19 protein-coding genes are annotated in these 24,603 nt (G+C 68.0%); 5 read left to right on the forward strand and 14 right to left on the reverse strand.

All coding sequences use genetic code 11. The features are described 5' to 3' along the window. Positions 1–322: 322 nt before the first annotated feature. Positions 323–754 (reverse strand): Lrp/AsnC family transcriptional regulator, encoded by a 432-nt coding sequence (locus VDQ83_RS15200; RefSeq protein ID WP_263397930.1) that lies wholly within the window; start codon positions 752–754, stop codon positions 323–325. 128 nt (positions 755–882) lie between these two features. Between VDQ83_RS15200 and VDQ83_RS15205 the strand changes: the two genes are divergently transcribed. Together VDQ83_RS15205 and VDQ83_RS15210 are read left to right on the forward strand one after the other, a co-directional pair. Beyond that, positions 883–2,379, forward strand: a complete 1,497-nt coding sequence (locus VDQ83_RS15205) for an aminotransferase class III-fold pyridoxal phosphate-dependent enzyme (RefSeq protein WP_455435575.1) — start codon at positions 883–885, stop codon at positions 2,377–2,379. 7 nt (positions 2,380–2,386) lie between these two features. Then, the gene (locus VDQ83_RS15210; protein WP_455435576.1) at positions 2,387–2,686 is read left to right on the forward strand and encodes a hypothetical protein; all 300 of its coding nucleotides are present in this window, start codon (positions 2,387–2,389) and stop codon (positions 2,684–2,686) included. A 43-nt stretch (positions 2,687–2,729) separates the two neighbouring features. Here the strand turns inward: VDQ83_RS15210 and VDQ83_RS15215 are convergent, their stop codons facing one another. Continuing rightward, positions 2,730–3,878: a phytase gene (locus VDQ83_RS15215; protein WP_455435577.1), complete on the reverse strand. Its 1,149-nt coding sequence runs from the start codon at positions 3,876–3,878 to the stop codon at positions 2,730–2,732. Continuing rightward, on the reverse strand, positions 3,875–6,394 hold the full coding sequence (locus VDQ83_RS15220; RefSeq protein ID WP_455435578.1) for a TonB-dependent receptor: 2,520 nt from the start codon (positions 6,392–6,394) through the stop codon (positions 3,875–3,877). Before VDQ83_RS15220 ends, VDQ83_RS15215 begins: the two co-directional genes overlap by 4 nt. Before the next feature lie 137 nt (positions 6,395–6,531). Here VDQ83_RS15220 and upp point away from each other — a divergent pair, with 137 nt between their 5' ends. Continuing rightward, positions 6,532–7,164 carry a uracil phosphoribosyltransferase gene (upp, locus tag VDQ83_RS15225; RefSeq protein ID WP_263397926.1) on the forward strand — a complete coding sequence of 211 codons (633 nt, stop codon included), beginning with the start codon at positions 6,532–6,534 and terminating at the stop codon, positions 7,162–7,164. A 558-nt stretch (positions 7,165–7,722) separates the two neighbouring features. Here upp and VDQ83_RS15230 read toward each other — a convergent pair. From VDQ83_RS15230 to rsmD, 7 genes are all read right to left on the reverse strand, one after another. Next, positions 7,723–9,456, reverse strand: coding sequence for a glycoside hydrolase family 9 protein (locus VDQ83_RS15230; protein WP_455435579.1), 1,734 nt, complete (start codon positions 9,454–9,456; stop codon positions 7,723–7,725). A gap of 333 nt (positions 9,457–9,789) precedes the next feature. Next, positions 9,790–10,680: an MBL fold metallo-hydrolase gene (locus VDQ83_RS15235; RefSeq protein ID WP_455435580.1), complete on the reverse strand. Its 891-nt coding sequence runs from the start codon at positions 10,678–10,680 to the stop codon at positions 9,790–9,792. Between the two features lie 97 nt (positions 10,681–10,777). Next, on the reverse strand, positions 10,778–12,517 hold the full coding sequence (gene ggt, locus VDQ83_RS15240) for a gamma-glutamyltransferase (RefSeq protein ID WP_455435581.1): 1,740 nt from the start codon (positions 12,515–12,517) through the stop codon (positions 10,778–10,780). Beyond that, positions 12,514–12,798, reverse strand: coding sequence for a YfhL family 4Fe-4S dicluster ferredoxin (locus tag VDQ83_RS15245; RefSeq protein ID WP_455435582.1), 285 nt, complete (start codon positions 12,796–12,798; stop codon positions 12,514–12,516). Before VDQ83_RS15245 ends, ggt begins: the two co-directional genes overlap by 4 nt. Before the next feature lie 350 nt (positions 12,799–13,148). After that, complete coding sequence (locus VDQ83_RS15250) at positions 13,149–13,643, reverse strand: hypothetical protein (protein ID WP_263397923.1); 495 nt, start codon at positions 13,641–13,643, stop codon at positions 13,149–13,151. A 36-nt stretch (positions 13,644–13,679) separates the two neighbouring features. Further along, entirely contained in the window at positions 13,680–14,186 is a 507-nt protein-coding gene (gene coaD, locus VDQ83_RS15255; protein ID WP_184411109.1) for a pantetheine-phosphate adenylyltransferase, read from the reverse strand. Beyond that, positions 14,183–14,788 carry a 16S rRNA (guanine(966)-N(2))-methyltransferase RsmD gene (rsmD, locus tag VDQ83_RS15260; RefSeq protein ID WP_455435583.1) on the reverse strand — a complete coding sequence of 202 codons (606 nt, stop codon included), beginning with the start codon at positions 14,786–14,788 and terminating at the stop codon, positions 14,183–14,185. The genes coaD and rsmD overlap by 4 nt, the downstream gene beginning before the upstream one ends. 202 nt (positions 14,789–14,990) lie before the next feature. Here rsmD and htpG point away from each other — a divergent pair, with 202 nt between their 5' ends. Next, positions 14,991–16,895 (forward strand): molecular chaperone HtpG, encoded by a 1,905-nt coding sequence (htpG, locus tag VDQ83_RS15265; RefSeq protein WP_455435584.1) that lies wholly within the window; start codon positions 14,991–14,993, stop codon positions 16,893–16,895. A 169-nt stretch (positions 16,896–17,064) separates the two neighbouring features. Here the strand turns inward: htpG and VDQ83_RS15270 are convergent, their stop codons facing one another. Together VDQ83_RS15270 and VDQ83_RS15275 are read right to left on the reverse strand one after the other, a co-directional pair. Beyond that, a complete protein-coding gene (locus VDQ83_RS15270; RefSeq protein ID WP_455435585.1) occupies positions 17,065–17,412 on the reverse strand; it encodes a hypothetical protein in 348 nt (115 codons plus the stop codon). Further along, positions 17,409–17,687 (reverse strand): hypothetical protein, encoded by a 279-nt coding sequence (locus VDQ83_RS15275; RefSeq protein WP_455435586.1) that lies wholly within the window; start codon positions 17,685–17,687, stop codon positions 17,409–17,411. Before VDQ83_RS15275 ends, VDQ83_RS15270 begins: the two co-directional genes overlap by 4 nt. Positions 17,688–18,031: 344 nt before the next feature. Here VDQ83_RS15275 and VDQ83_RS15280 point away from each other — a divergent pair, with 344 nt between their 5' ends. Further along, a complete protein-coding gene (locus VDQ83_RS15280; protein WP_455435587.1) occupies positions 18,032–19,057 on the forward strand; it encodes an Ldh family oxidoreductase in 1,026 nt (341 codons plus the stop codon). 415 nt (positions 19,058–19,472) lie between these two features. Here VDQ83_RS15280 and VDQ83_RS15285 read toward each other — a convergent pair whose 3' ends face one another. Beyond that, a complete protein-coding gene (locus VDQ83_RS15285; RefSeq protein ID WP_455435588.1) occupies positions 19,473–22,361 on the reverse strand; it encodes a TonB-dependent receptor in 2,889 nt (962 codons plus the stop codon). A gap of 635 nt (positions 22,362–22,996) precedes the next feature. After that, on the reverse strand, positions 22,997–24,583 hold the full coding sequence (locus VDQ83_RS15290) for a glycoside hydrolase family 27 protein (protein ID WP_455435589.1): 1,587 nt from the start codon (positions 24,581–24,583) through the stop codon (positions 22,997–22,999). Between the last annotated feature and the right edge of the window lie 20 nt (positions 24,584–24,603).

Genomic DNA, 24,603 nt, shown 5'->3' on the forward strand with positions numbered 1-24,603 from the left:
CGGGACTCGGGACTCGGGACTCGGGACTCGGGACTCGGGACTCGGGACTCGGGACTCGGGACTCGGGACTCGGGACTGCAGGATGATGTTCCGGGGCAAATCGCTGTCAAGCGATTTGATGAAAAAAGCGCGTTTTTTTGCACAAAAAGTGGCTTTTTGCGGCTCCGGCGTAACCGCTTTTCTGTGGGAGGGGCTTCAGCCCCGACGCATTATCGGTAAAGCGTCGCGGCTGAAGCCCCTCCCACAGAAAGCGCAAATGCGCCGAACTCGCGAAATCCCGAGTCCCGAGTCCCGAGTCCCGAGTCCCCAGTCCCGCCCCCCCTCACCTCTCGAACTTCGTCGAAAGAATGATCGACGAGGTCGTGCGCTCCACGCCGTCCACCGCGCCGATACGGTCGGTCAGCACGTCCATGTCGTTGACGCCCGGCACCACGCCCAGCGCGATCAGGTCGTAGGAGCCGCTGACCGAATGCAGCACGCGGACCTCGTCGATCTCGCGCAGCGCCTTGACCACCGAGGTCATCTTCTTCGGCAGCACGGTGATCAGGATGTGCGCGCGCAGATGGCCCTGCTCGAAGTCGTCGCGGGTGCGCACCGTGTAGCCGCAGATCACGCCCTCACGCTCCAGCCGCTCGATCCGGCTCTGCACGGTGGTGCGCGACAGGCCGAGCTTGCGCGCGATCTGCGCGGTGGAGGCGCGGGCGTCCTCGCGCAGCAGCGAGAGCAGGCGTTCGTCGGAGGGGGTGATCTTCATGCGCGGCCGGATTTCGTCGAATCGACGAAATTATCCGATTTCCTGCACAAATCAACTCTGCCAATCGACGATCCGGTCCCGATAATAGAAGGTCTATCGCTGAACGACCCGCCTCCAGGAGATCCCGCATGACCGTACTCGGCCCCCTCGCCCCGCTGCGCGCCCATGCCGGCGACCGCCTGACCGCCGGTCTGGACGATGCCAGCATCGAGCGCCTGGCCGCCTCGCACCCGCAGCTGGGCGCCGCGATCGACGCCGCCGCGGCCGAGCATGCGCGCCTGGCGCAGGAGTTCGCCGAGCTGCTGGAGCTGGACGAGGCCGAGCAGATCCGCACGCTGCAGGCCGGCTTCGTCAATTTCTACGCCGACGACGCGGTGACCCCGTACGTGGCGCTGGCCGCGCGCGGCCCGTGGGTGGTGACGCTGAAGGGCGCGGTGCTATACGACGCCGGCGGCTACGGCATGCTCGGCTTCGGCCACACCCCGGACGCGGTGCTGGAGGCTATGGCGCGGCCGCAGGCGATGGCCAACGTGATGACCCCGAGCGTGTCGCAGCTGCGCTTCGACCGCGCGCTGCGCGCCGAGATCGGTCAGCGCCGCGGCGGCTGCCCGTACAGCAAGTTCATGTGCCTCAACTCCGGCTCCGAAGCGGTGGGCCTGGCCGCGCGCATCGCCGACATCAACGCCAAGCTGCAGACCGACCCGGGCGCGCGCCATGCCGGCGCGAAGATCAAGCGCCTGGTGGTCAAGGGCAGCTTCCACGGCCGCACCGACCGTCCCGGGCTGTATTCCGATTCCAGCCGCAAGGCGTACGTGCAGCACCTGGCCAGCTATCGCGGCGAGGACTCGGTGATCGCGATCGCGCCCTACGACGTGGATGCGTTGCGGCGCGCGTTCGCCGAGGCCGAGCAGCACGGCTGGTTCATCGAGGCGGTGTTCCTGGAGCCGGTGATGGGCGAAGGCGACCCGGGCCGCGCGCTGCCGCCGGCGTTCTACGCCGCCGCGCGCGAACTCACCCGCGCCCACGGCAGCCTGCTGCTGGTCGATTCGATCCAGGCCGGCCTGCGCGCCCACGGCGTGCTGTCGGTGGTCGACTACCCCGGCTTCGAGCAGCTCGATCCGCCGGACATGGAAACCTATTCCAAGGCGCTCAACGCCGCGCAGTACCCGCTGTCGCTGCTGGCGGTGACCGAGCACGCCGCGCAGCTGTACCGCAAGGGCACCTACGGCAACACCATGACCAGCAACCCGCGCGCGCTGGACGTGGCCAGCGCCACGCTGGCGCAGCTGACCCCGCAGGTGCGCGACAACATCCGCGCGCGCGGCGCCGAGGCGGTGCAGAAACTGGAGAAGCTCAAGGCCGAACTCGGCGGGCTGATCACCCAGGTGCAGGGCACCGGCCTGCTGTTCTCCTGCGCGCTGGCGCCGCAGTTCAAGTGCTACGGCGCAGGTTCCACCGAGGAATGGCTGCGCCAGCACGGGGTCAATGTGATCCACGGCGGCGAGAACTCGCTGCGCTTCACGCCGCATTTCGGCATGGACAGCGACGAGCTGGACCTGCTGGTCGGACTGATCGGCCGTGCGCTACGCGAGGGTCCCCGGCTGGCGCAGGCCGCGGCGGCCTGACCGAGGCATGCTGCAAGCACTGGCCGAGGCGATCGCCCGGCCGCTGTTCGAACTCGTTGCGCAAGTGTTCGGCTACTGGAGCGGCCGGCTGTTGCTGCCGGTGCTGTCGCTGGGCTGGATCCGTGCCGAGACCCGGCGCGACCAGCCACGGCGCCCGCCCGGCAAGCGCCATCACGACAACCCGCTGTTCTACCGCAACGCCAGCGGCAGCCTGGTCGCCAGCGACGATGCGGTGATGGCGCTGGGCCTGGGCTGCTGGGCGTTGCTGGCGCTGGCGGTGTTCCTGCTCTACCGCTTGGCGTCCTGAGTCCGTGCCGGCGCGAGGCGCTACCCTGCGCCGGCATCGCCGCTCACCGCGCGCACTCCTTCAAGCGCAGGCTGCGCGCGATGTCGCGCCAATCGAACGCGGCCACCGCCTGATCGTCGTGCAGGGCGTAGAACACGCCCTGCGGGAAGCGCGCGTCGCCGCGCTGATCCAGCCACACACCGTCGGTGTTGGCGGTGACCTTGCCGGCGAAGGCGCCGACGTGCGCCAGCGTCTGCCGGTCGTACACGTGGAACAGGCTGCGGTCCTTGAACTGGTCGGTGCCGATCCAGTAGCCGCTGCCGTCGGCGCAGCTCAGCAAGGCGATGCCCTCGGCCTGCGCCTTGTACAGGTCCGCGCCGATGTCGCGCCCGCGATACCTGCCGTCGGCCAAGCCGTATTCGCGCAGGCGGGTGCCCGTGGCTACGTCTTCCTCGGCCAGCAGCAGGCGGTCGTGCGCCGGATCGGCGAACACCGATTCGGCGATGCGGATCGCGCCGGCGGCCGAGGTCTCGCCGAAGGTCTGGATCAGCGTCGCGCTCCAGATGCCGCCTTGCTTGCGCAACTGGTAGCGGCGGAAGCGCTGCCCCAGTTCGGCCAGCGGCGGCACGGTTTCCTCGTCGGCGCCGAGCATGTAGTTGTCGCTGACGATGACCTCGATACCGCCGTCCTTCGGCCGCGCCCACAGCCCATACGGCTTCTTCAGGTACTCGGCGCCGAACAGCGCGACGGAGGCGAAACCGGGCAACGCGAACGCCTGTACGCGATGGTTGTCGCGCTCGACCACCAGCGCCAGATCGCCGACCACGGCGATGCCGTTGGGCCGGTCCATCTGCCCCGGCGCGACGCCCTGGCCGCCCACGGTGCGCAGGCGCTGCCCGCTGGCGCCATCGAACACCACCAGCTCGCCGCTCTTCTTGGCGGTGGTGATGACCCAACGCTGGCCCTGCGGCGTGGTCCAGCTGGCCGGCGAATCGAGGTTGTCGGCCGGGGTGGACGCGGTGAGGAAGGCTTCGGCAATCACGGTGTGCGGCAAATTGGCCGCGCTCAGCAACGGGTCGTGTTGCGCGCCCTCGTCCGGCTCGCGGTCGGCCGCCGGCGCGGTGCCGGCCGGCGGCGTATTGGCGCAGGCCGCGACCAGCCCGCAGATCAGCGCGATCGCCGCCAGGCGCAGCGTCGGCTGCGCGCCCGTCACAGCTTCACCCGCAGGCCGACGGCGAAGGTGCGGCCGTATTCCTCGTACTGCTGGGTATGCGTGCGCGTGCCCTGGTAGCGTTCCAGCGGCTTGTCGAGCAGGTTGGAGGCGTCGAAGTACAGCTGCACGGTGTCGGTCACCTGATAGTCGAGACTGAAGTCGAGCTGGGTGTTGGGGGCCACGAAGATATCGTAGTCGCGGGCCTTGCCCAGTTCGTCGAGGTATTCGCTGCGGTACACCGCCGAGAGCCTAGTCGAGAAGCCGTCGCGTTCGTAGCCGAGGAAGGCGCTGTAGACGTTCTTGGAGGCGCGCGGCAGCGCGAAGTCCTCGCCCTGCCGATCCTCCAGGCCCGGATCGAACTCGGTATGCAGCCAGGTGCCGCTGACCCCGCCGAGCAGCCCGTTCCAGCCGTCCGGCAGGAACGCGAACTGCTGCTGCCAGTTGAACTCGGCGCCGTAGACCTTGGCGCTCTTGCCGTTGATCGCCATCGCGACGTCGTAGCCGGCGAAGGCAGGATCGTCGTCGATCACCGTGTCCACGATGTAGCCATCGATCGACTTGTGGAACAGGCCCAGCGAGACGATGCCGGTCTTGCCCAGGTAGCGCTCGAACGACAGGTCGAGGTTGGTCGATTCGTAGGGATCCAGGTTCGGATTGCCCAACTCCACTTCCTCGTCGTCGTTGTTGATCGTCGCGTGCGGCGCGATCTGGCCGAAGCCGGGGCGCGAGACGGTCTTGTTGAGCGCCGCGCGCAGCGACCAGTCGTCGCCGCCGTTCCAGCGCAGGTGCAGGCCCGGCAACACGTTGGTGTAGCTGCTGCTGGCCTGCAATGCGCTGGCCGCGAACGATTCGCCGTCGTCGGCGAGGTCGACCTGGTTGCCGCTGGCCTTGAACTGGGTGTTCTCCACGCGCACGCCGGCGATCACCCGCACCGCGCCGATGTCCCAGGTGCCCATCGCGTAGGCGGCCAGCACGTCTTCCTTGGCGACGTAATCCTCCGCCAGCGCGCCAACCGCGTTGCTGCCGACATCGCCATCGTCGGCGCTGTACTGGCTGCCGTCCTGCGCCCAGTAGCGGCGCAGCGCCGAGGAACTCAGCGCTTGGCCCAGGCTGTTGCGCCGGTGTTGCGGCGGCGCCACGGTCCAGTCGGCCAGGTCGATGGCGGGTCCCTCGGACAGCTCGCGCTCGTCCTTGTCGACGTCGCGGTCGCGCCAGCGCCCGAGCAGGCCGAATTTGTAGCTGGCGTTGTCGCCGTCGAAGCGCACGTTGAGCTTGGCGCTGTACTCGTCGTCGTCGGTGCGGCCGGGCGAGAGCACGAACTTGTCGAAGGCGTAGTCGTCGTTGGACACCCAGTCGTCGCTGGACAAGCCGATGGCGGGCATCCGCTTGTTCTGGTCGATGGTCGCGTCGAGATCGTCGCCGTCGTACTCGAAGCGCGCTTCCTTCTCGTCGTTCACCCGCTCGCGGGTCTTGGTGTAGCCGGCCTGGTAGTCCAGCACCGCGCCGCTCAGGCGGTTCTCGCCGCCGAAACTCGCCGCCAGCGTGTCCTGTTGCTTGGTGCGGTAGCGCACCCGCTTGGAGATCTCGTCGACCGGCGCCGCGTAGGTGCCGTCGCCGTTGCCCTGGATGTCGTCGGCATCGAAGGCGATCACCGTGTTCTGCCGGGTCTCGGCGTCCTCGAAGCTGCTGAACAGCGTGCGCAGGTAGTAGCGGTTGTCCTGGTCCGGATGCCAGTCCAGATTGAGGTTGGCGCCGATGCGCTTGCGGTCGATGTGGTACTTGCGGCGCTGCTGCTCGACCATGACCAGGTCGCCGCCGTCGATCGCGTCGTACTCGCCTTCGGTGTTGTCGGACTGGAACTGGCGGTCCTGGTAGTTCAGCCCCAGCGCCAGGCCGAACGTGTCGTCGGCGAACAGGTCGCTGTAGTTGAACGAGGCCTTGGGGCTGGTCTTGTCGCTGAGCTGCTGGTGGTTGGCCTCGAGCTTGGCGCGGATGCTGCGGCCGTCGCGGTCGAACGCCGAGGCCGACTCGACCAGGATCGCGCCGCCGATCGCATCGCCCGGCATGTCCGGAGTCGGCGACTTGACCACCTTCAGCCGCTCGGTGGATTCGGACGGGATCACGTCCATCGGCGCGGCGCGGTTATCGCTCTCCGGCGTGCCGATGGCGATGCCGTCGACGCTGACGCTGTTGAGCGCGGCGTCCAGCCCGCGCACCACCACGAAGCGGCCTTCGCCCTGGTCGCGGGTGACGCTGACCCCGGGCAGGCGCTGCAGCGACTCGGCCACGTTCTGGTCCGGATAGTCGCCGACCTCGTCGGCCGAGACCGCGTCCAGGATCGCATCGGACTCGCGCTTGAGGTCCACCGCGCGGGCCTGGGCCTCCAGTTGCGGGCGGACCTCGACCCGATCGAGGTCGGTCGCCGCATCGGCGGCGGCGGCCTGTGCGCCGGGAGCGGCGCAGGCCGCGCTGAGGCCGAACGCGATCGCCACGAACAGCGGAGTCTTGGTATGCACGGAAGCCGATCCCCATTTCACGTTAAGAATGGGGAAACAACATATTTCCGACACGTTGCGTGCTAGTGACACGCAGCCGCTGGCGGCCGCCAAGCCCGCTGCGGCACACTGTGCGCAACCCCGTCGCGAGCGCCCCCATGAAGATCGTCGAAGTCCGCCATCCCCTGGTGCAGCACAAGATCGGCCTGCTGCGCGACGCCGCGCTGAGCACCAAGGGCTTCCGCGAACTGGTCACCGAGCTGGGCACCCTGCTCGGCTACGAGGCCACCGCCGACCTGGAGACGGAGACGCATACCATGGAGGGCTGGGCCGGCCCCACCCAGGTGCAGCGCATCGCCGGCGCCAAGATCACCCTGGTGCCGATCCTGCGCGCAGGGCTGGGCATGCTGCCCGGCGTGCTGGCGCTGATCCCGGCGGCGCGGGTCAGCGTGGTCGGCCTGCAGCGCGACGAGGAGACGCTGCAGCCGGTGCCGTACTTCGAACGCCTCACCGGCCGCCTGGAGGAACGCGACGCGCTGATCCTGGACCCGATGCTGGCCACCGGCGGCACCCTGATCGCCACCGTGGACATGCTCAAGCGCGCCGGCGCGCGGCGGATCAAGGGCATCTTCCTGGTCGCCGCGCCGGAAGGGCTGAAGGCGCTGGAGGCGGCGCACCCGGACGTGGAGGTCTACACCGCCGCGATCGACGACCACCTCAACGACAAGGGCTACATCCTGCCCGGCCTGGGCGACGCCGGCGACCGCATCTTCGGCACCCGGGTGGGCTGAGCTCGGGCGGTCGCGCCCGGGACCAAGTGCGGGCGCTTCTGCATTGGCGTTGGCGTTGGCGCGGCATGGCGTGCCGGACCTACTGTGGGAGGGACCCCTGTGGGAGGGACTTCAGTCCCGACTGCAAAATGCCGTTCGAATAGTCAGCTGGCGCACTGTAGGAGGGGCTTCAGCCCCGACGGTTTCCGAAGCCGGGAAGATCGTCGCTTCGCTCGTCGCGACTGAAGTCGCTCCTACAAGGACCTTCGGATAGCTGATTGAGTGCTGCAGGTGGGCTTCAGCCTCGGCGGTTTCCACAGCCGGAAGATCACTGCTTCGCTCGTCGCGACTGAAGTCGCTCCCACAACGACCTTCGGATAGCCAGCCGGTGCACTGTGGGAGGGGCTTCAGCCCCGACTGCTTCCGAAGCCGGGAAGATCGCCGCTTCGCTTGTCGCGACTGAAGTCGCTCCTACAGATACTCCGACAACCGTAGCGAGCTGAATCGAATGCGCTTGCGGACCCGGCCGCGGCAGCTGCGGCGCGCAGCCGCCAGCCAGGCCGATGACCGCGCACGCACTCAGCGCTGCAGCACCTGCAGCGCCGCGCTCACGTACACCAGCGGCGCGTTCCAGTTGATGGCCACTTCGTTGGTCGCGTAGCTGCACTCGGCGTCCAGGTAGGACAGCGCCGGCAGCGACGAGGCATAGGCGTGCTTGCACTCCTTGGCGTCCTGCTGGCCCGGCTGCGGACCGCCGACCAGCAGGCCCGGCACCGGCATGGCGACGCCGTCGGCGATGGAGATGCGATGGTGGATGTGCAGCGGCGAACGCGCGCCGATGCCGGTGACGAAGGACATGCCCAGCGGGTTGCGCCCGAGCACGTAGTCCAGCTGCGACTGCGCGGCCTGCAGGTACTCCGGCTTGCGCTCCAGCTGGTACGCCTGCAACAGCAGCATCGCCTGGTTCAGCGCGGTGCTGTTGCTGCCCCAGTGGAAGTCGGCCGGGGCCATCGCCACCTTCCATGCCGACCCCTGCCAGGCATGCAGCAGGTGCGTGGCCACGCCGTCGATCTCGCGGGCGATGCGCGCCTGGTCCGCGTGTGGCGTCAGCCGCGCGCGGTGCTGCGCCAGCGACATCCACGCCAGTCCGCCCACCGAGCCCCAGTTCGGCACGCTGGCCGGCACATTGCGCGCCATCGCCGCGTCGTAGAACGCGTCCTCGCCGGTGGCCAGGTACAACTCGGTGGCCGCCCAGGCGAACTCGTCGTCGAGCTTGGCGTCGTCGTAGCCGCCGGTGTGCACGTCCGCCGGCTGCCGGTAGACCGCGTCCGGATGCGCCTGCGCCCAGGCCCAGGCGCGGCGCGAGGCCTGCAGCATGCGCTTGGACACGCCGCCGAAGCGGTCGTCGAACGGTGCGTAGATGCGGCTGGCCTGGGCCATCACCGCGGCGAAATCGAGCGTGGCCGCGGCGCTCTTCTGCACCACGTAGCGCGGCGCGTTGGCCTGGTCGGGCATCTTCATGCCGTCGAAGTCCAGGTTGGTCAGCTTGTGGTACACGCCGCCGTCGCCGGGATCCTGCATCGCCAGCAGCCACTGCAGGTTCCAGTCGACCTCGCGCAGGATGTCCGGCACGCCGCCGTCGCTGTCGGGAATGCCCTCCTTGTGCGCGGCGAAATAGGCCGGGAACTGTTCGTATGCGGCCAGCAACGTGTACACGGTGATGCCGGAATTGACCACGTACTTGTTGTAGTCGCCGGCGTCGTACCAGCCCTTCGGCGCGGAGATCGCGGTGCCGGCCGGACGCCCGGGCGAGGCCGCCGAGGCGTGGACCAGGACATGCGTATCCGGATGCCCTTCCGCGCGCGCGTGGCGGCCGGCGTACTCGCCGGGCAGCGCGGTGCTGGCGCGGTTGAAGTAGTAGGCCTTCAGCGCCGCGCGCGTCACCGCCTCGTAGGCGTCGGCGCCGATGGCGAAGCTGTCCGACGGCGGCAGCCCGTCCACGCGCACGCGATAGCGGCCCGGCGCGCGCAGCGTGGAGAAGTCGGCGATGCGCACCGTCTGCTGTGCCGGCGCCCAGGTCGCCGCGGCGCCGAGCGTGCCGCGCAACACCACCTTGCCAGAGTCGGCGCGTTCGACCGCGAATGCCTCGCCGTGGCCATCGGGCACCACCGCGAGCTTGCTGGCGGCCGGCAGGTAGCCGACCTGGTTGAGCCGGATCGGCGGCATGGTGGCGTCCTCGGAGCGCGAGGCGCAGCCGCCGACGATCAGGCAGGCGAGAAGCAGGCAACGCAAGGCGGCAGGCAGGTTGTTCATGTGGCGATACTGGCCGGCCGCGATGACGGCTGCAAGCGCTGCGCGGCGGGCTTTCAGCCGCCAGCGGGAATGCGCTGCGCGTGGGGCCGATCGACGCGATCGGGATGGGCCGCGCCGCGATGCTGGGGCGCGTACGCGCAAGACAGGGCGAGGGAACGCATGCCGATAGGCGACCAGGCGCTGATGCCGTCCGTACACGCCCAGGCGCGGCCCTGCGAGTCGGCGTGTGCGCACCAAGCGACCGCGTGCGGCTTGTGACTGGCAACCAGTTCGCGCGCGGCTGCCTGAGCGCCAGGCACGGCAACGTGGCCTGCGCCAATCGTGGCAACCGCCCTAGCCCGCCAGCGACCTCGCCTGCAGCGTCGCCAGTTCGTGGGTGGTGACGAACCGACCCTTGGCGTCGCGCGCCAGTTGCGCCAGCGCGCAGTCCGGATCATGGGTAAAGAACAGGTGCACGTTGCGCGCCAGCGCGTCCTCCAGGAACGCGCGCTTCTCGTCGATCAGCAGTTCGGCGTTGCGGTCGTAGCCCATCGTGATCGGCACGTGCACCCACGAGCGTCCCGGGATCAGGTCGGCGCAGAACGCGACGCCGCCATGCGTCAGGCCATCGGCCTGCTGCACGCCGACGATCTCGGCGAGCATCAGCCCCGGGGTATGCCCGTCGCTGAAACGGAAGCGCACCGCCTCGCCCAACGCACTTGAATATTCGCCATCGACCAGCTCCAGGCGGCCGCTGGCCTCGAGCAGGCCGGGCAACTCGGGAATGAAACTGGCGCGGTCGCGCGGATGCGGCTGCAACGCGCGTCGCCAGTGCGCCGCGCCGACCAGGAAGCGCGCGTTCGGGAACAGCAGCTCCGGCGCCGCGCCTTCGCGCCACGGCGCCAGCAATCCGCCGGCGTGGTCGAAGTGCAGATGGCTCAGCACTACCACGTCGATGTCGGTATGCGCCACGCCGGCCTCGCGCAGCGAATCCAGCAGCACGTGACGCTCTTCCTGGACCCCGTAGCGCTCGCGCAGCGCCGGCGCGAAGAACGCGCCGATGCCGGTCTCGAACAGCACCGTCTTGCCGGCCAGCGGCCGCGCCAGCAGCGCGCGGCAGGCCAGCGCGATGCGGTTGCCGTCATCGGGCGCGGCCCACTGCTGCCACATCGCCTTGGGCGCGTTGCCGAACATCGCGCCGCCGTCGAGTTTCTGGGAGTTGCCTTGGATGGACCAGAGTTTCATTTTTGGGGACCGGGGACCGGGGACCAGGGACCGGGAAAAGCCCGCGGGCCCACGTGACAGCGGCCAGCGGACTGCGCGAAGGCGACTGCGTGGCGACTCACCGCGCCGGCGTCGTCAGTTGCACCTCGGCCTTGCCGACTTCGTTGCGCGGGTCGCTGCCGCCGCTGAGCGTGTTGCTGCGCTTGTCCCATTCCACCGTCTGCAGGTTGCCCCACACGTGGCTGGAACCGCGCCCGCCTTCGGCGCTGTCGCCTGGCAGCTTGAGCGTGTGGCCCATCGCCTGCAGGCCCTGCACGGTGGCCGCGTCGAAGGTGCCGGTCTCGGCCTCGATCACGTCCGGCAGCCACTGGTGGTGGTAGCGCGGCAACGCGGCGACCTGCTGCGCGCTCAGGCCATCGTCGTAGCCGAGGATGCCGAGCAACACCATGGTGATGATGCGACTGCCGCCCGGGGTGCCGAGCACGATGGTCTTGTCGGCGTTCTCCATGAAGGTCGGCGTCATCGAGCTGAGCGGGCGCTTGCCTGGCTTGGGCGCGTTGGCCGCGTAACCCATCACCCCGAATGCGTTGGGCGTGCCGGGCTTGAGCGCGAAGTCGTCCATCTCGTCGTTGAGCAACACGCCGGTGCCCTTGGGAATCAGCCCGGAGCCGAACAGCAGGTTCACCGTCTGGGTCGCACCAACGCGGTTGCCCTCGCCGTCGATGATCGAGAAGTGGGTGGTCTCGTCATCCTCCAGCGGGGTCGGCTGACCCGACAGCAGGTCGCTGGGGGTGGCCTTCTCCGGGTTGATCGTCGAGCGCAGGCCGATCGCGTAGTCCTTGCTCAGCAGCACACGCTGCGGCACCGCGGTGAAATCCGGATCGCCCAGGAAGAAGGTGCGGTCGCGGTAGGCGCGGCGCATCGCCTCCACCACCAGGTGGGTGCGGTGCGCCGGGTCCATCGCCTTCAGGTCGTAGCCTTCCAGGATCTGCAGCATGCTGGCCAGTGCGATGCCGCCGGAAGACGGCGGCGGCGCGGTGGTGACGGTCCAGCCCTTGTACTCGAACTGGATCGGCGTGCGCTGCTTGACCGTGTAGCCGGCCAGTTCCGCCGCGGTCCAGTGGCCGCCGGCCTGCTTGACCCCGGCTAGCAGCTTCTTGGCGGTGACGCCGCGGTAGAAGCCGTCGAAGCCCTTTGCCCCCAGCAACTGCAGGGTGTCGGCCAGTTCCGGCTGCTTGAACAGGTCGCCTTCGGTGATCGGCTTGCCGTTGCGCAGGTACACCTCGCGGGTGCCGGGATAGCGCTCCATCACCTTGCGTCGGGCCTGGTAGCCCTCGGCCATGCGCCGGTACACCGGGAAGCCGTCGCGGGCGATGCGGATCGCCGGCGCCAGCGACTGCTGCAGCGGCAGTTTGCCGTGCTTGGTGGCCAGCTCGACCAGCGCCGCCGGCAGGCCAGGAATGCCGGCCGACCATGGGCCGTTGACCGAGCGGTCGCGGTCCAGCGCGCCCTTGGCATCGAGGAACTTGTCCGGCGTGGCCGATTCCGGCGCGTATTCGCGCGCGTCCAGCATCGTGTCCTTGCCGGTCTTGGCGTCGTGCAGCAGGAAGAACCCGCCGCCGCCCAGCCCGGAGCTGATCGGCTCGACCACCGCCAGCGTCGAGGACACCGCCACCGCCGCGTCGAACGCGTTGCCGCCCTCGCGCAGGATCTGCAGGCCGGCGTCGGTGGCCAGGCCGTGGCCGCTGGCGACCGCGGCGCCGGGCGGATGCGCGGCGGCGGCGGCCGGCGCTTCGGCCCACGCCGGCGGCGCCAGGACCAGGGCGAGCAGCAGGACACGGCGGACGAGCGTTCTCATGCGGCGGGGGGCTCCTGTGGGTACAACTCGGGATGATCGCGCTGCAATTGCAGCAGCTTGGCCAGCAGTTGCGCATGGCTCTCCGGGATGGCCGGATCCGGGTCGATGCATTCGACCGGGCACACCACCACGCATTGCGGCTCGTCGAAATGGCCGACGCATTCGGTGCAGCGGGCCGGATCGATCACGTAGATCGTCTCGCCCATCGCGATGGCCTGGTTCGGGCAGGCCGGCTCGCAGACGTCGCAGTTGACGCAGAGCTCGTTGATCTTGAGGGACATTTCGCAGACTTCGGCACTAACCCGGGCATCTTACCGGATCGGGCGTGGAGGACCCGGCGCGCGGGATCTTGCCTGGTGGGACGCTGCATCGCGCAGGCGGTCGGGTGCAGCAGCGCTGTCACAGGAACGGGGCGCATCGTGTGTGCGCATCGGTGGCGATTGGGGGCGCTACAGGAACGTGGCGCTATAAGCGCTGGCGGGCCGCGCTTGATCCGACATCACACTCTAAATGGCCGCGGTGCCGGCTGCCGCAAGCAGCGACCGGCCGTCGGTCGCGGCGATGGCAAGGGAGGCATCTCCCTGCCAAGCAATGCGTCCGGCGCGCCCAGGCGGGCGCGCCGGACGTCGCATCACTTCGCTTCGACGAAGATGTACTCGGCGCCGGTCGGCTGGATCACGGTCTGCACGCGGGCATTGTCGGCGGCGGCGCCGATGTAGACCACGCGCACGCCCTTCATCGTGTTCGGCTCGACCTTGGCGAACGCCGCGGCGATCAGGTCGGCCATCTTGGCCGAGGCCGAGGAACCGAACGCCAGCATGTTGCCCGGCTGGATGCCGCGGCCGATGGCGGTGGTGGCGCTTTCGACCTGGCGCTCGTACTTGGCCTGGAACTCCGGATCCGACTCCGGCGGCAGGTAGTACAGGAACGGGCTGTTGGTGACGTTGCCCATGTTCTGGATCGCCACTTCCTGCAGGTACTTCTTCCAGCCGGCATCGTCGTCCTTGGACGGCGCGGTCAGCGCCGCCTGCGCGTCGGCGGCGGGCGCGGCGGGCTCTTCCTTCTTGCAGGCGGTGAAGCCCAGTGCCAGCGAGGCGATCAGCAGCACGCGTACGGTGTTCTTCATGGATGGCTCCCTTGTTGTCTGTGAATGGCGGACGGCTCAGCGCTGCGCCGCGGCCTGGCGGGCCTGGACCAGCGCCTGCACCACCGACGGCGGCACGAAGCCGGACACGTCCCCGCCCAGCCGCGCGATCTCGCGCACCAGCGACGACGAAATGAAACTGTGTTGCTCGGCCGGGGTGAGGAACAGCGTCTCCACCTCCGGGATCAGATGCCGGTTCATGCTCGCCATCTGGAACTCGTATTCGAAATCCGACACCGCGCGCAGGCCGCGCAGCAGCACCCCGCCGCCGACCGAGCGCACGAAATGCGCCAGCAGCGTATCGAAGCCGATCACCTCGACGTTGCGGTGCCCGGCCAGCGCCTCGCGGGCCAGGTTCACGCGCAGCTCCAGCGGCAGCGTCGGTCCCTTGGATGGGCTCTGCGCCACACCCACCACCACCTGTTCGAACAGCGGCGCGGCCCGGTTGACCAGGTCGATGTGCCCGTTGGTGATCGGATCGAAGGTCCCGGGGTAGACGGCGATGCGGCTGTGGGCCACGGTCATGCGTTGGATACCGCGTGAAGGTCGCCGGGAAGTGTAGCAGCGGTGCGCCGGTACAGGGCAGCGCGGACCTCGCGGCTGCCACCCTCGCGGTACAGCGCCCACTGCGCCGGCAGCGCTGGCGCGTGCCCGGCCGGCGATTCCAGGTACAGCCAGGCATCAGCGGCCAGCCGCGCCGGCAGCCGCTGCAGCACCGCGTCCCACAGCCCGGCGGCGAACGGCGGGTCGACGAAGGCGATGTCGGCCGGGGCCTCGGCGCCCGGCGCGGCCAGCCAGCGCAGCGCGTCGTCCTGCACTACCTGCACCTGGTCCTGCGCCTGCAGCTTGGCGACCGTGGCGCGCAGCTGCGCGGCCAGCGCCGGATCGCGCTCGACCAGGCAGGCCGAGGCCGCGCCGCGCGACACCGCCTCCAGACCGAGCGCGCCGCTGCCGGCGAACAGGTCCAGCACGCGCGCGCCGGGCAGCGCCGGCAGCAGCCAGTTGAACAGGGTCTCGCGGACCCGGTCGGAACTCGGGCGCAGGCCCGGCAGGTCCGGCACCGGCAGCCGGGTATTGCGCCAGCGCCCGCCGATGATGCGCACCTGGCCCACGCCGGCGCGGCTCATCGGCCGCCTCGCACTGGCCGGGACTGGAAGGGAAACGGGCGCGGGCTCGGCATCGACGGCGGCGGCACGGAACGGGGCCCGGATGATAGACCAGCGCCGCGGCCACCGCTCGCGCTTGAAGCCGGGCCCGGCCGCCACCATGTCCGCTGGCAGAGTCGCGCCCTCCTCCGCGCGGCCAGCCATCACCATGGAGCAAGCACCGATGAGCGTGGAAACCCAAAAAGAAACCCTGGGCTTTCAGACCGAGGTCAAGCAGCTGTTGCAGCTGATGATCCACTCCCTGTATTCCAACAAGGAGATCTTCCTGCGCGAGCTGATCTCCAATGCCTCCGACGCGGCCGACAAGCTGCGCTTCGAGGCGCTGGTCAAGCCCGAGCTGCTGGACGGCGACGCGCAGTTGCGCATCCGCATCGGCTTCGACAAGGACGCCGGCACCGTCACCATCGACGACAACGGCATCGGCATGAGCCGCGAGGAGATCGTCTCGCACCTGGGCACCATCGCCAAGTCCGGCACTTCCGACTTCCTCAAGCACCTGTCCGGCGACCAGAAGAAGGACTCGCACTTGATCGGCCAGTTCGGCGTGGGCTTCTACAGCGCCTTCATCGTCGCCGACCAGGTCGACGTGTACAGCCGCCGCGCCGGGTTGCCGGCCAGCGAGGGCGTGCACTGGTCCTCGCGCGGCGAAGGCGAGTTCGAGGTCGCCACCATCGACAAGCCCGAGCGCGGCACCCGCATCGTGCTGCAGCTGAAGGACGGCGAAGATAGCTTCGCGGACGGCTGGAAGCTGCGCGGCATCGTGCGCAAGTATTCCGACCACATCGCCCTGCCGATCGAACTGCCGAAGGAACACATCGGCGAGGACAAGGACAAGCCGGAAGCTCCCGAATGGGAGACCGTCAACCGCGCCAGCGCGCTGTGGACGCGGCCGCGCACCGAGATCAAGGACGAGGAATACAAGGAGCTGTACAAGCACATCGCGCACGACCACGAGGACCCGGTAGCGTGGAGCCACAACAAGGTCGAGGGCAAGCTCGACTACACCTCCTTGCTGTACGTGCCCGGCCGCGCGCCGTTCGACCTGTACCAGCGCGACGCCTCGCGCGGGCTCAAGCTGTACGTGCAGCGCGTCTTCATCATGGACCAGGCTGAGCAGTTCCTGCCGCTGTACCTGCGCTTCGTCAAGGGCATCGTCGATTCCAGCGACCTGCCGCTGAACGTATCGCGCGAGATCCTGCAGTCCGGCCCGGTGATCGACTCGATGAAGTCGGCGCTGAGCAAGCGCGCGCTGGACATGCTGGAGAAACTGGCCAAGGACGAACCCGAGCGCTACAAGAGCGTGTGGAAGAACTTCGGCCAGGTGCTGAAGGAAGGCCCGGCCGAGGATTTCGGCAACCGCGAGAAGGTCGCCGGCCTGCTGCGCTTCGCCTCCACCCACAGCGGCGACGCCGAGCAGAGCGTGGCGCTGGCCGACTACGTGGCGCGGATGAAGGACGGCCAGGACAAGCTGTACTACCTGACCGGCGAGAGCTACGCGCAGATCAAGGACAGCCCGCACCTGGAAGTGTTCCGCAAGAAGGGCATCGAAGTGCTGCTGCTCACCGACCGCATCGACGAGTGGCTGATGAGCTACCTCACCGAGTTCGACGGCAAGTCCTTCGTCGACGTCGCCCGCGGCGACTTGGACCTGGGCAAGCTCGACAGCGAGGAAGAGAAGCAGGCCATGGAAGAAGCGGCCAAGGCCAAGCAGGGCCTGGTCGAGCGCATCCAGCAGGCGCTGGGCGAGGACGTGTCGGAAGTGCGCGTGTCGCACCGCCTGACCGACTCACCGGCGATCCTGGCCATCGGCCAGGGCGACCTGGGCCTGCAGATGCGGCAGATCCTGGAAGCCAGCGGACAGAAACTGCCGGAGAGCAAGCCGGTGTTCGAGTTCAACCCGGCGCACCCGCTGATCGAGAAGCTGGACGCGGAAGCCGACGGCGAGCGCTTCGGCGATTTGGCGCGGGTGCTGTTCGACCAGGCTGCGCTGGCCGCCGGCGACAGCCTGAAGGATCCGGCGGCGTATGTGCGGCGGCTCAACAAGCTGTTGTTGGAGTTGTCGGCGTAAGCCTTGGCATCCACCCGTGTATACGAACGAAGCCGGCGCCTTGCCGGCTTCGTGTGCAATTACGCTAGGCGCTCGCTGCTGCGAGCAGGCCGTGGGCGACCATCATCAGCGTCTTCCCGTGCAATCAACAACTGAACGAAGTTTCTCCATATACAAGCCCCACCAGTGCTTACTTTTTACATACAGAGAGGTCTCCAGCCATGAAAACCGAGCTCCCAAAACCAGGGTAATGGACAAATACCCGAAGCAATGGCGGATTACTTGGCAATACACCCTCCCCCAGCATTTCCGTTAATTTTTTAGCTATTAACCTGTCAAGAACATAATTTTTAGAGCTATTTTTAATCGAAAATTTTTTATTTTCCAGAGAAGCTTCGACGCAACTTTCTTTTGGCCAATCTCCGGCAGGGCCTCTATGCAGACCGACTTCAAAAGCTTGACCCCCATTGCTTTCCAATGTAGATGCTGCGCACAAAACCTGAAAAAATACGACAACCAATAAGAAAATATTTTTCATGATTTCACTCCACGGGATGACCAGGATAAGATGTCGTCCTTCAGCGGACCGACGACCTGCGCGGCCTTGATCTTCTTTTCGTACTCCTCGTAGGGCGCCAACTCATTCGCCGCATCCGCACGCGCACACAGGCACAGCAGCACATGCCGATCACCAGCCGTATCCCGACCATCGTTTACCTCTTCCTTTTCAGCCCGTTGCGGGCCGAATTCCCTGAATGACCGCGAGCTCCCAGCGGCGAGGATCGCGATAACGAAAATCGCAGAAAAACGCAATGCAAACCTATCGCGCCAAGGCGCGAGGCAATCGATCGAACGGAGAATCCCCTGTCGGCCGGATCCCGGCCTCATCGAATTATTTGACTAATTCAGGGATGGCTGTCAAGAAAATTTTCAAGCGACCGATGAGCGGCTTCGTCTTGAAAGTTCGACGCCTTCAGCTTGTCGCTATGCAATTCGCGTACAGCCGATTCATTACAACGTCATCCAGTGTGCGGCGTTGTGTGGCGCGACGTAACTGGCCCGCAGGTCAAGCCGCTCGGTGCCGGCTGGCAGCCCGAGGTTTTCACAAAGCGCGACGTGAGTGAGAATCCCGGCTCCTCCCTTCCGCGCTTTTTTCGATGAACGCAAGCGATACCGTCGCACTATCCTTGGACCAAGCCACCGCGTTGGTCGATCGCATCCTGCGCCATGCCGGCTTCGGCCCTGCGCATGTGCAGACCCTCACCGCCACGATCGTCGCGGGCGAACGCGACGGCTGCGCGTCGCATGGGCTCTACCGCACCCTGGGATGCGTGGCGACGCTGCGCAATGGCAAGGTCGTGGGCGATGCCGAGCCGGTCGTGCGCGATCAGGCACCCGGGATCGTCCGCGTCGATGCACGCGGCGGCTTTTCGCTGTTGGCATTCGAGCGCGGTCTGCCGTCGCTGATCGAAAAGGCGCGCGGCAACGGGCTGGCGGCGCTGGCGATCAACCATTGCGTGCATTTCTCCGCGCTATGGCCGGAAGTCGAACGCATCACCAAGGCCGGGCTGGTCGCGCTGATCTGCAATCCCAGCCATGCCTGGGTCACGCCGGCCGGCGGTCATACACCCCTACTGGGAACCAATCCGCTCGCGTTCGGCTGGCCACGCGGGGACGCGCTTCCCTTCGTGTTCGATTTCGCCACCAGCGCGGTGGCGCGCGGCGAGATCGAACTGCACCGCCGCGCCGGTCTGCCGATTCCCGAAGGCTGGGGGGTGGACGCCGCCGGCAGGCCGACCACCGATCCGAACGTGGTCGCCGGCGGCGGTGGCGCGATGCTGACCTTCGGCGGACACAAGGGGTCGGCGCTTTCCGCCATGATCGAACTGATCGCCGGGCCGCTGATCGGCGACCTCACCAGCGCCGAATCGCTGGCGCATGACGCCGGCGCCGGCGCTTCCCCGTACCACGGCGAATTGATCATCGCCTTGGACCCGGTGCGGTTCCTTGGCGCGGAGTGGGCGACGCACATGGCACGCGCCGAGGCGTTCTTCGCCGCCTACCAGGACACCGGTGCGCGGCTGCCATCGCAACGCCGCTATAAGGCACGCGAGCGCAGCATCCGCGAAGGTGTGCGGATTCCGCACGACCTGCACCGGGACCTGCTGAAGTTGCTGGAGTAAGCCGGCGCGGCGCGGCTGTGCGGCACGAGCGCCAAGTGCGCCCGACGTCACGGCTGCGCAGGAAACAAGGCGCCGCACCAATCGATCCGAAAGCCTAGCCGTCCAGCGTCGACGGCAACCGGACATAACACGCATCGAGGGAAGTGCCGGATTCCTGCGGTCGCCGATTTACCGGCAGTCTGGTACTCGCCGTATCAGTCATCGGCGCCGTCACAGTCGCGCAGTAGGCCGGCGTCATGGGCGCTGATCGCCACGCCTTGGCGATCGTTCCACAGCACCCCAGGATCTGTCCGCCCCGGCGGCAGCCATGTACGGGCTGCCGCCAGGATCGCGCACTACGACATCGAAGCCCGCGTGCAGACGCCGACCGGGAACGGCGTCCGCACGTCCTGGTTCGGACTGGACGACAGCAGGCCTAGAACTTCACCGTCGCCCGCGCCCAGTAGTAGCGGCCGAGCAGGTCGTAGGTGGCGACGTCGGTGTTGGCGTTGCCGACGTTGTTGGCGTAGTACAGCGGCGGCTGCTTGTCGGTGAGGTTGTCCACGCCGAGTTCGACGCGGGTGCGCCACTGCGCGAACTGGTAACCCACTTGTGCGCTGTGATAGACGTAGGCGCCGATGCCGCGCACCACGCCGGGCTCGCCGACGTCGGCCGACAGGTTCTGCCGCGCGTCGGCGCTGCCGATCTCGGTGGCTCCGATGTAGCGCATGCGGTAGTTGGCGCTCCAGTTGCCGAGATTCCAGCCCAGGGTGCCGAGCGCGCGCCAGCGCGGGAAGTTGCCGTAGGCCTGGGTGTACTTGCCGGCGTTGTGGATGGTGACGGTGTTGGGGTCGGTGCTGTCCGGGTTGACGTCGTAGCGGATGGTGTAGGTGCCGTTGAGGCCGGCGTTGAAGCTGCCCCAGGCGGTGTCCGGCAGGCGGTAGTTGAGGCTGAAGTCGGCGCCGCGCGCCCACAGCTTGCCGAGGTTGACCGTGGGCTCGGCGACGTAGTTGATGGTGCCGTTGTCGTTGCGGTGGATCAGCGCGCAGAACGCGCTGCCCGAGTTGGCGTAGCACTGGTTGAACACGGTCTGCGCCGACACGGTGGTGATGGTGTCGTTGAGATCGATGCGCCATACGTCGGCGCTGATCGACAGCCCGTCCAGCCAACCCGGATCGTAGACCACGCCGAAATCGTAGGACTTGCCGGTCTCCGGCTTGAGCTGGTAGCCGGCCACCACCGCACCGGAGGCCTTGGCCCCGATCTGGTTGTCCGCCTGCTGGTAGCTGCCGTCGGTGGGCACGTTGGCGCAGGCGCCCTCGTGGCCGCCGGTGTAGCCGTTGCAGGGATCGTTGACCGTGGCCGAATCGCCGACCACGCCGGAATACAGTTCGTTGATGTTGGGCGCGCGGAACACCTGCGAGACGGTGCCGCGCAACAGCAGGTTCTCGATCGGGCGCCATTCCAGCGCGACCTTGCTGTTGGTCTTGCTGCCGACCGAGTCGTAGTCGGAGAAGCGGCTGCCCACGGTCAGGTTCAGCGAATGCACCAGCGGCAGTTCCGACAGCAGCGGGAACAGCGCTTCGGCATAGGCCTCCTTGACGCTGAAACTGCCGCCGAGCACGGTGGCGCAGTATTCGATCACGCCGCACAGGCCGTTCTCATCGCCGGTCCACAGCGCGTCGGCGGCGGTGGAGGTGCTCTCCTTGCGGTAGGACACGCCGGCGGCCAGGCTCACGGTGCCGGCCGGCAGCTCGAACAGGTTGCCGTTGGCGTTGGCCTCGAACTGCTTGACCCGGTACACGCTGGTGACGATCGGGTTGACCACCAATGCCTGCAGCGCGGCCAGGTTGTTGGGGCTGTTGAGGTTGAAGATGTCGATCGGGGTACAGCCGGCGATCGCCGCGCCGGCGCTGCCGCACTTGACCGTGCCGTCGCTGTCCAGGAACGAGGGACCGACCGCGGCGTTGAATCCGGCGTAGTCGAGGAACCCGTTGTTGATCGATTTCTGCTTGACCTTGCCGTAGTTGATGCTGGCGTCCCACTGCCACGAGCTGTCGCCGAAGCTGCCGCGCAGGCCCGGATTGATCTGGAAATTGTAAGTGTTGTACTCGTAGCGGCGATTGCCGAGCACGGTGGCGCGGCTGTTGAAGTCGTTGTACGACTGGCCGGCGCTGCGGTCGGTGCCGAAGTTCAGCCCGAACGGGTTGTAGTAGCTGGCCGAGGACACCAGGAAGTTGTCGCCGTTGGAGAAGATCGGGATCGGCGCGATGATCGAGGCCGAGCTGGTCTTGCTGAAGTAGCTGTTGACGTAACCTTCCAGGTGATCGTTGAAGCGGAAGCTGCCGATCACGAAGGCGTTGGTGCGCTCCTGCGGGGTCTGCAGCAGGTTGTACGGCTGGTAGTTGTAGGAATCGGTGGAGGCGACGTAGCAGTGGTACTGGCTGGGGTTGGTCGGGCTGCTGCCGCCACCGTTGAAGGTGACGCGCGAGCAGCCATTGCTGGCCGCCAGCGCCCTGGCCTGGGCCGAGCCGTCGTTGAAGCTGATGCTGCCGGTCGGCGTGGCCGAGGAACCCTGCTTGACCGGCACGCCGCCGATCAGCGACAGCGCATCCTTGGAGTAGCCGCGCGCGCCGGCCGAGACCGGATCGATGTCGTGATAGGAGACGCCGGCGATCACGCTGCCGCGGTCCCAGGTCTTGCCGGCGGTCAGCGAGAAGTTGCGGCGGTTGCCGTCGCTGCGCGAGCTGGTGCCGAAATCGGTGCTGGCCTCGATGCCGTCGAAGCTCTTGCGCAGGATGAAGTTGACCACGCCACCGATCGCGTCGGAGCCGTACACCGCCGAGGCGCCGTCGCTGAGCACTTCCACCCGCTCGATCATCGTCGCCGGGATCGCGTTGACGTCGTTGCTGGCCAGGCGCGTGCCGTTGACCAGGATCAGTGTGCGCTTGTCGCCGAGGCCGCGCAGCGAGATGGTCGAGGCGCCGGTACCGCCGCCGTTGTTGGTATTGGGATTGGTCGCGTTGCCGGCGATCGAGGGCAGTTCCTGCACCAGATCGCCGAGCGTGGCCTTGCCGGTGGCCTCGATCTGCGCGCGGCTGATGGTCACCACCGGATTGGCGGTTTCGGTGTCGACGCGGCGCAGGCGCGAGCCGGTGACCACGATGCTGTCCAGGGTCTGGGTCTTGCCGCCGTCCGCGTCCGCCTCTTGCGCCAGCGCCGACCACGACGCGCCCAGCGACAGCGCGGCGATCACCGCCAGCGCCAGCGGCTGCGGCACCGGTGCGTTGCGATGCAAGGAAGGGTTTGCGTGCGGAAACGACATGGGAATCTCCTGAGCGATGGCGACACGGGGCATGGACGAAACGAATGGCCGAACGGATCCGCGCCGGCTCTGCGCCAGCGGACGGTTGATGCAACGAGCGCGACGCTTCACCAGCGTCGCCAGCACTGCGTTTCCCGCGCCCGACCTATGCAAGACCGGGCGCAACGGCGGGGATGCTCGATGTCCTTCGCGCAATGCGGTGCGCGCGGATCCCCGGTATTGCAGATGGAGGCGGACGGCAGCGGCGGATCCTGTCCCGCACGCCAGCGTGTCGGCCGAAGAAACAGCTAGGTCATCACGATTTAACGACGTGGTCACAATGTGCCCGGAAGTGGGGCCTGCGTCTTGTCGCAATTAGCGGCTCTGCATGCGGAATAATGCATGGTCGTGGCCATCCGGCGCGTCGATTGCTTGCCCGCCGCGCATGCAGGCTGCTGCGCACGCGACATGATGGTTGTGCGCGGCAGGGCTTTGCTTGATGCAACTCGGCATAGCGCCAATCACCCTGCAGCGTTGCGATGCGCGCGGCGGACTTTCGGCATCGGACCAGATGGCGATCGAAGCGCAAGCGTGGTCTCACGCGCGGCGGGCGCCACGCGCCGCCACGCGCGCCGCCGTTCGTGCGCTCAGTGCGCTCAGTGCGCGCGTGCGGCCGGCGGCGGCGACAACCGCAGCAACACCACGCCATGCGCGGCGACCTGCACGCTGCGCAGTCGCTCGGCCGCCTGCGAGCGGCCGCGCCACAGATCGCGCCAACGGCGTCCGTGCAACGCGGTGCCGGCGTCGTCGGCCGTCAACGTCACCCGCTGCGGCTGCGTATCGCGGTTGAATACGCCCAGCGCGACGCCGCCGTCGGCCAGCGGCTTGCGCCAGATCTCGATCGCGCCGACCTTGCGCACCACCCTGCCCTGCACGCCCAGCGCATCCTGGTCGATCGCCAGCACCTCGCGGTTGCGCAGGATCGCCAGCGTCGCCGGCGTCATCTGCCGCAGGTCATTGCCCAGCAGCAGCGGCGCCGCCGACAGCGCCCACAACGCCATGTGCGTGCGGTACTCGTCCACGCTCATGCCGCCGTTGCCGACCTCGAGCATGTCCGGATCGTTCCAGCCGCCCGGCCCCGCGTCGGCGGGATCGCCGTTGCGGTCGAAGCCGATCGAGGCCATCTTCGCGTAGCTGTCCTCGATGTCGCCGGTGGTCCGCCACAGATGGCCGCCGACCTCGCGCCCCCACTGGCCGACGTGGTCGCGTCCGTACTGGCACAGGCTGTAGACGATCGGCCGTCCGGTCGCGCGCAGCGCCTGGCCCATCTGCAGGTAGGCGCGGCGCACCTGCTGCGGATCGCGGAAGATGCCTTCGCCCGAGCACAAGTCGTACTTGACGTAGTCGATGCCCCAGCCGGCCCAGGTGCGTGCGTCCTGTTCGACGTGGCCGTAGCTGCCGGCATAGCCGGCGCAGGTCTTCGGCCCGGGCGAACTGTACAGGCCGAGCTTGAGGCCTTTGCCGTGCACGTAGTCGGCCAGTGCGCGCATGTCGGGGAAGCGCGCGTTCGGCTGCAGCACGCCGTCGCGGTCGCGCTCGCCCTGCCAGCCGTCGTCGATGTTGACGTACACGTAGCCGGCGTCGCGCAGGCCGGACGCGACCATCGCGTCGGCGATCTGGCGCACGATCGCGTCGTCGATATGTTCGGCGAACCGGTTCCAGCTGCTCCAGCCCAGCGGCGGAGTCCGCGCCAGGCCGTCGCTCGGCAACGCCGCGTAGTCCGGCAGCGGGGCGACGGGAAACGCCAGCCGCGTTGCATCGGCCTCGCTGCCGCGGCGCGCGCGCACGTCGACCTGCTCGTCCCAGATGCGGCCGGCCACGTGCAGTCGGCCGTCCTCCAGGGTCGCGGTCCACGGCTGCGCCGGCAGCCGCGGATTGCCGTTGTCGATCTGGAAATGGGCCACGCCGCCGTCGATGCGCAACTGCTGCATCGGCACGTCGCCGTACCAGTCGGTGGTGATGCTGCCGTGCGGTTGGCCATCGCGCTCGGCGATGCGCAGGTAGCGCGGGCCGGGGAACGATGGGCCCTGGTCGATCACCCAGACGCCCTGCAGCGGGCTCGCCGAATGCGAGGCCGCGGCCTGGGACGGCGCATGTGCGCAGCCGCCGCTGCCGACGGCGGCGAGTGCGAGCAGGCCGTGCCACAGCCAGCGGCGAGCGGAGGAAGCGGAGCGCGCGGCCATCGCCGGTTCCTGGCGGGGAG

It is taken from the genome of Xanthomonas sp. WHRI 7945, assembly GCF_035026585.1.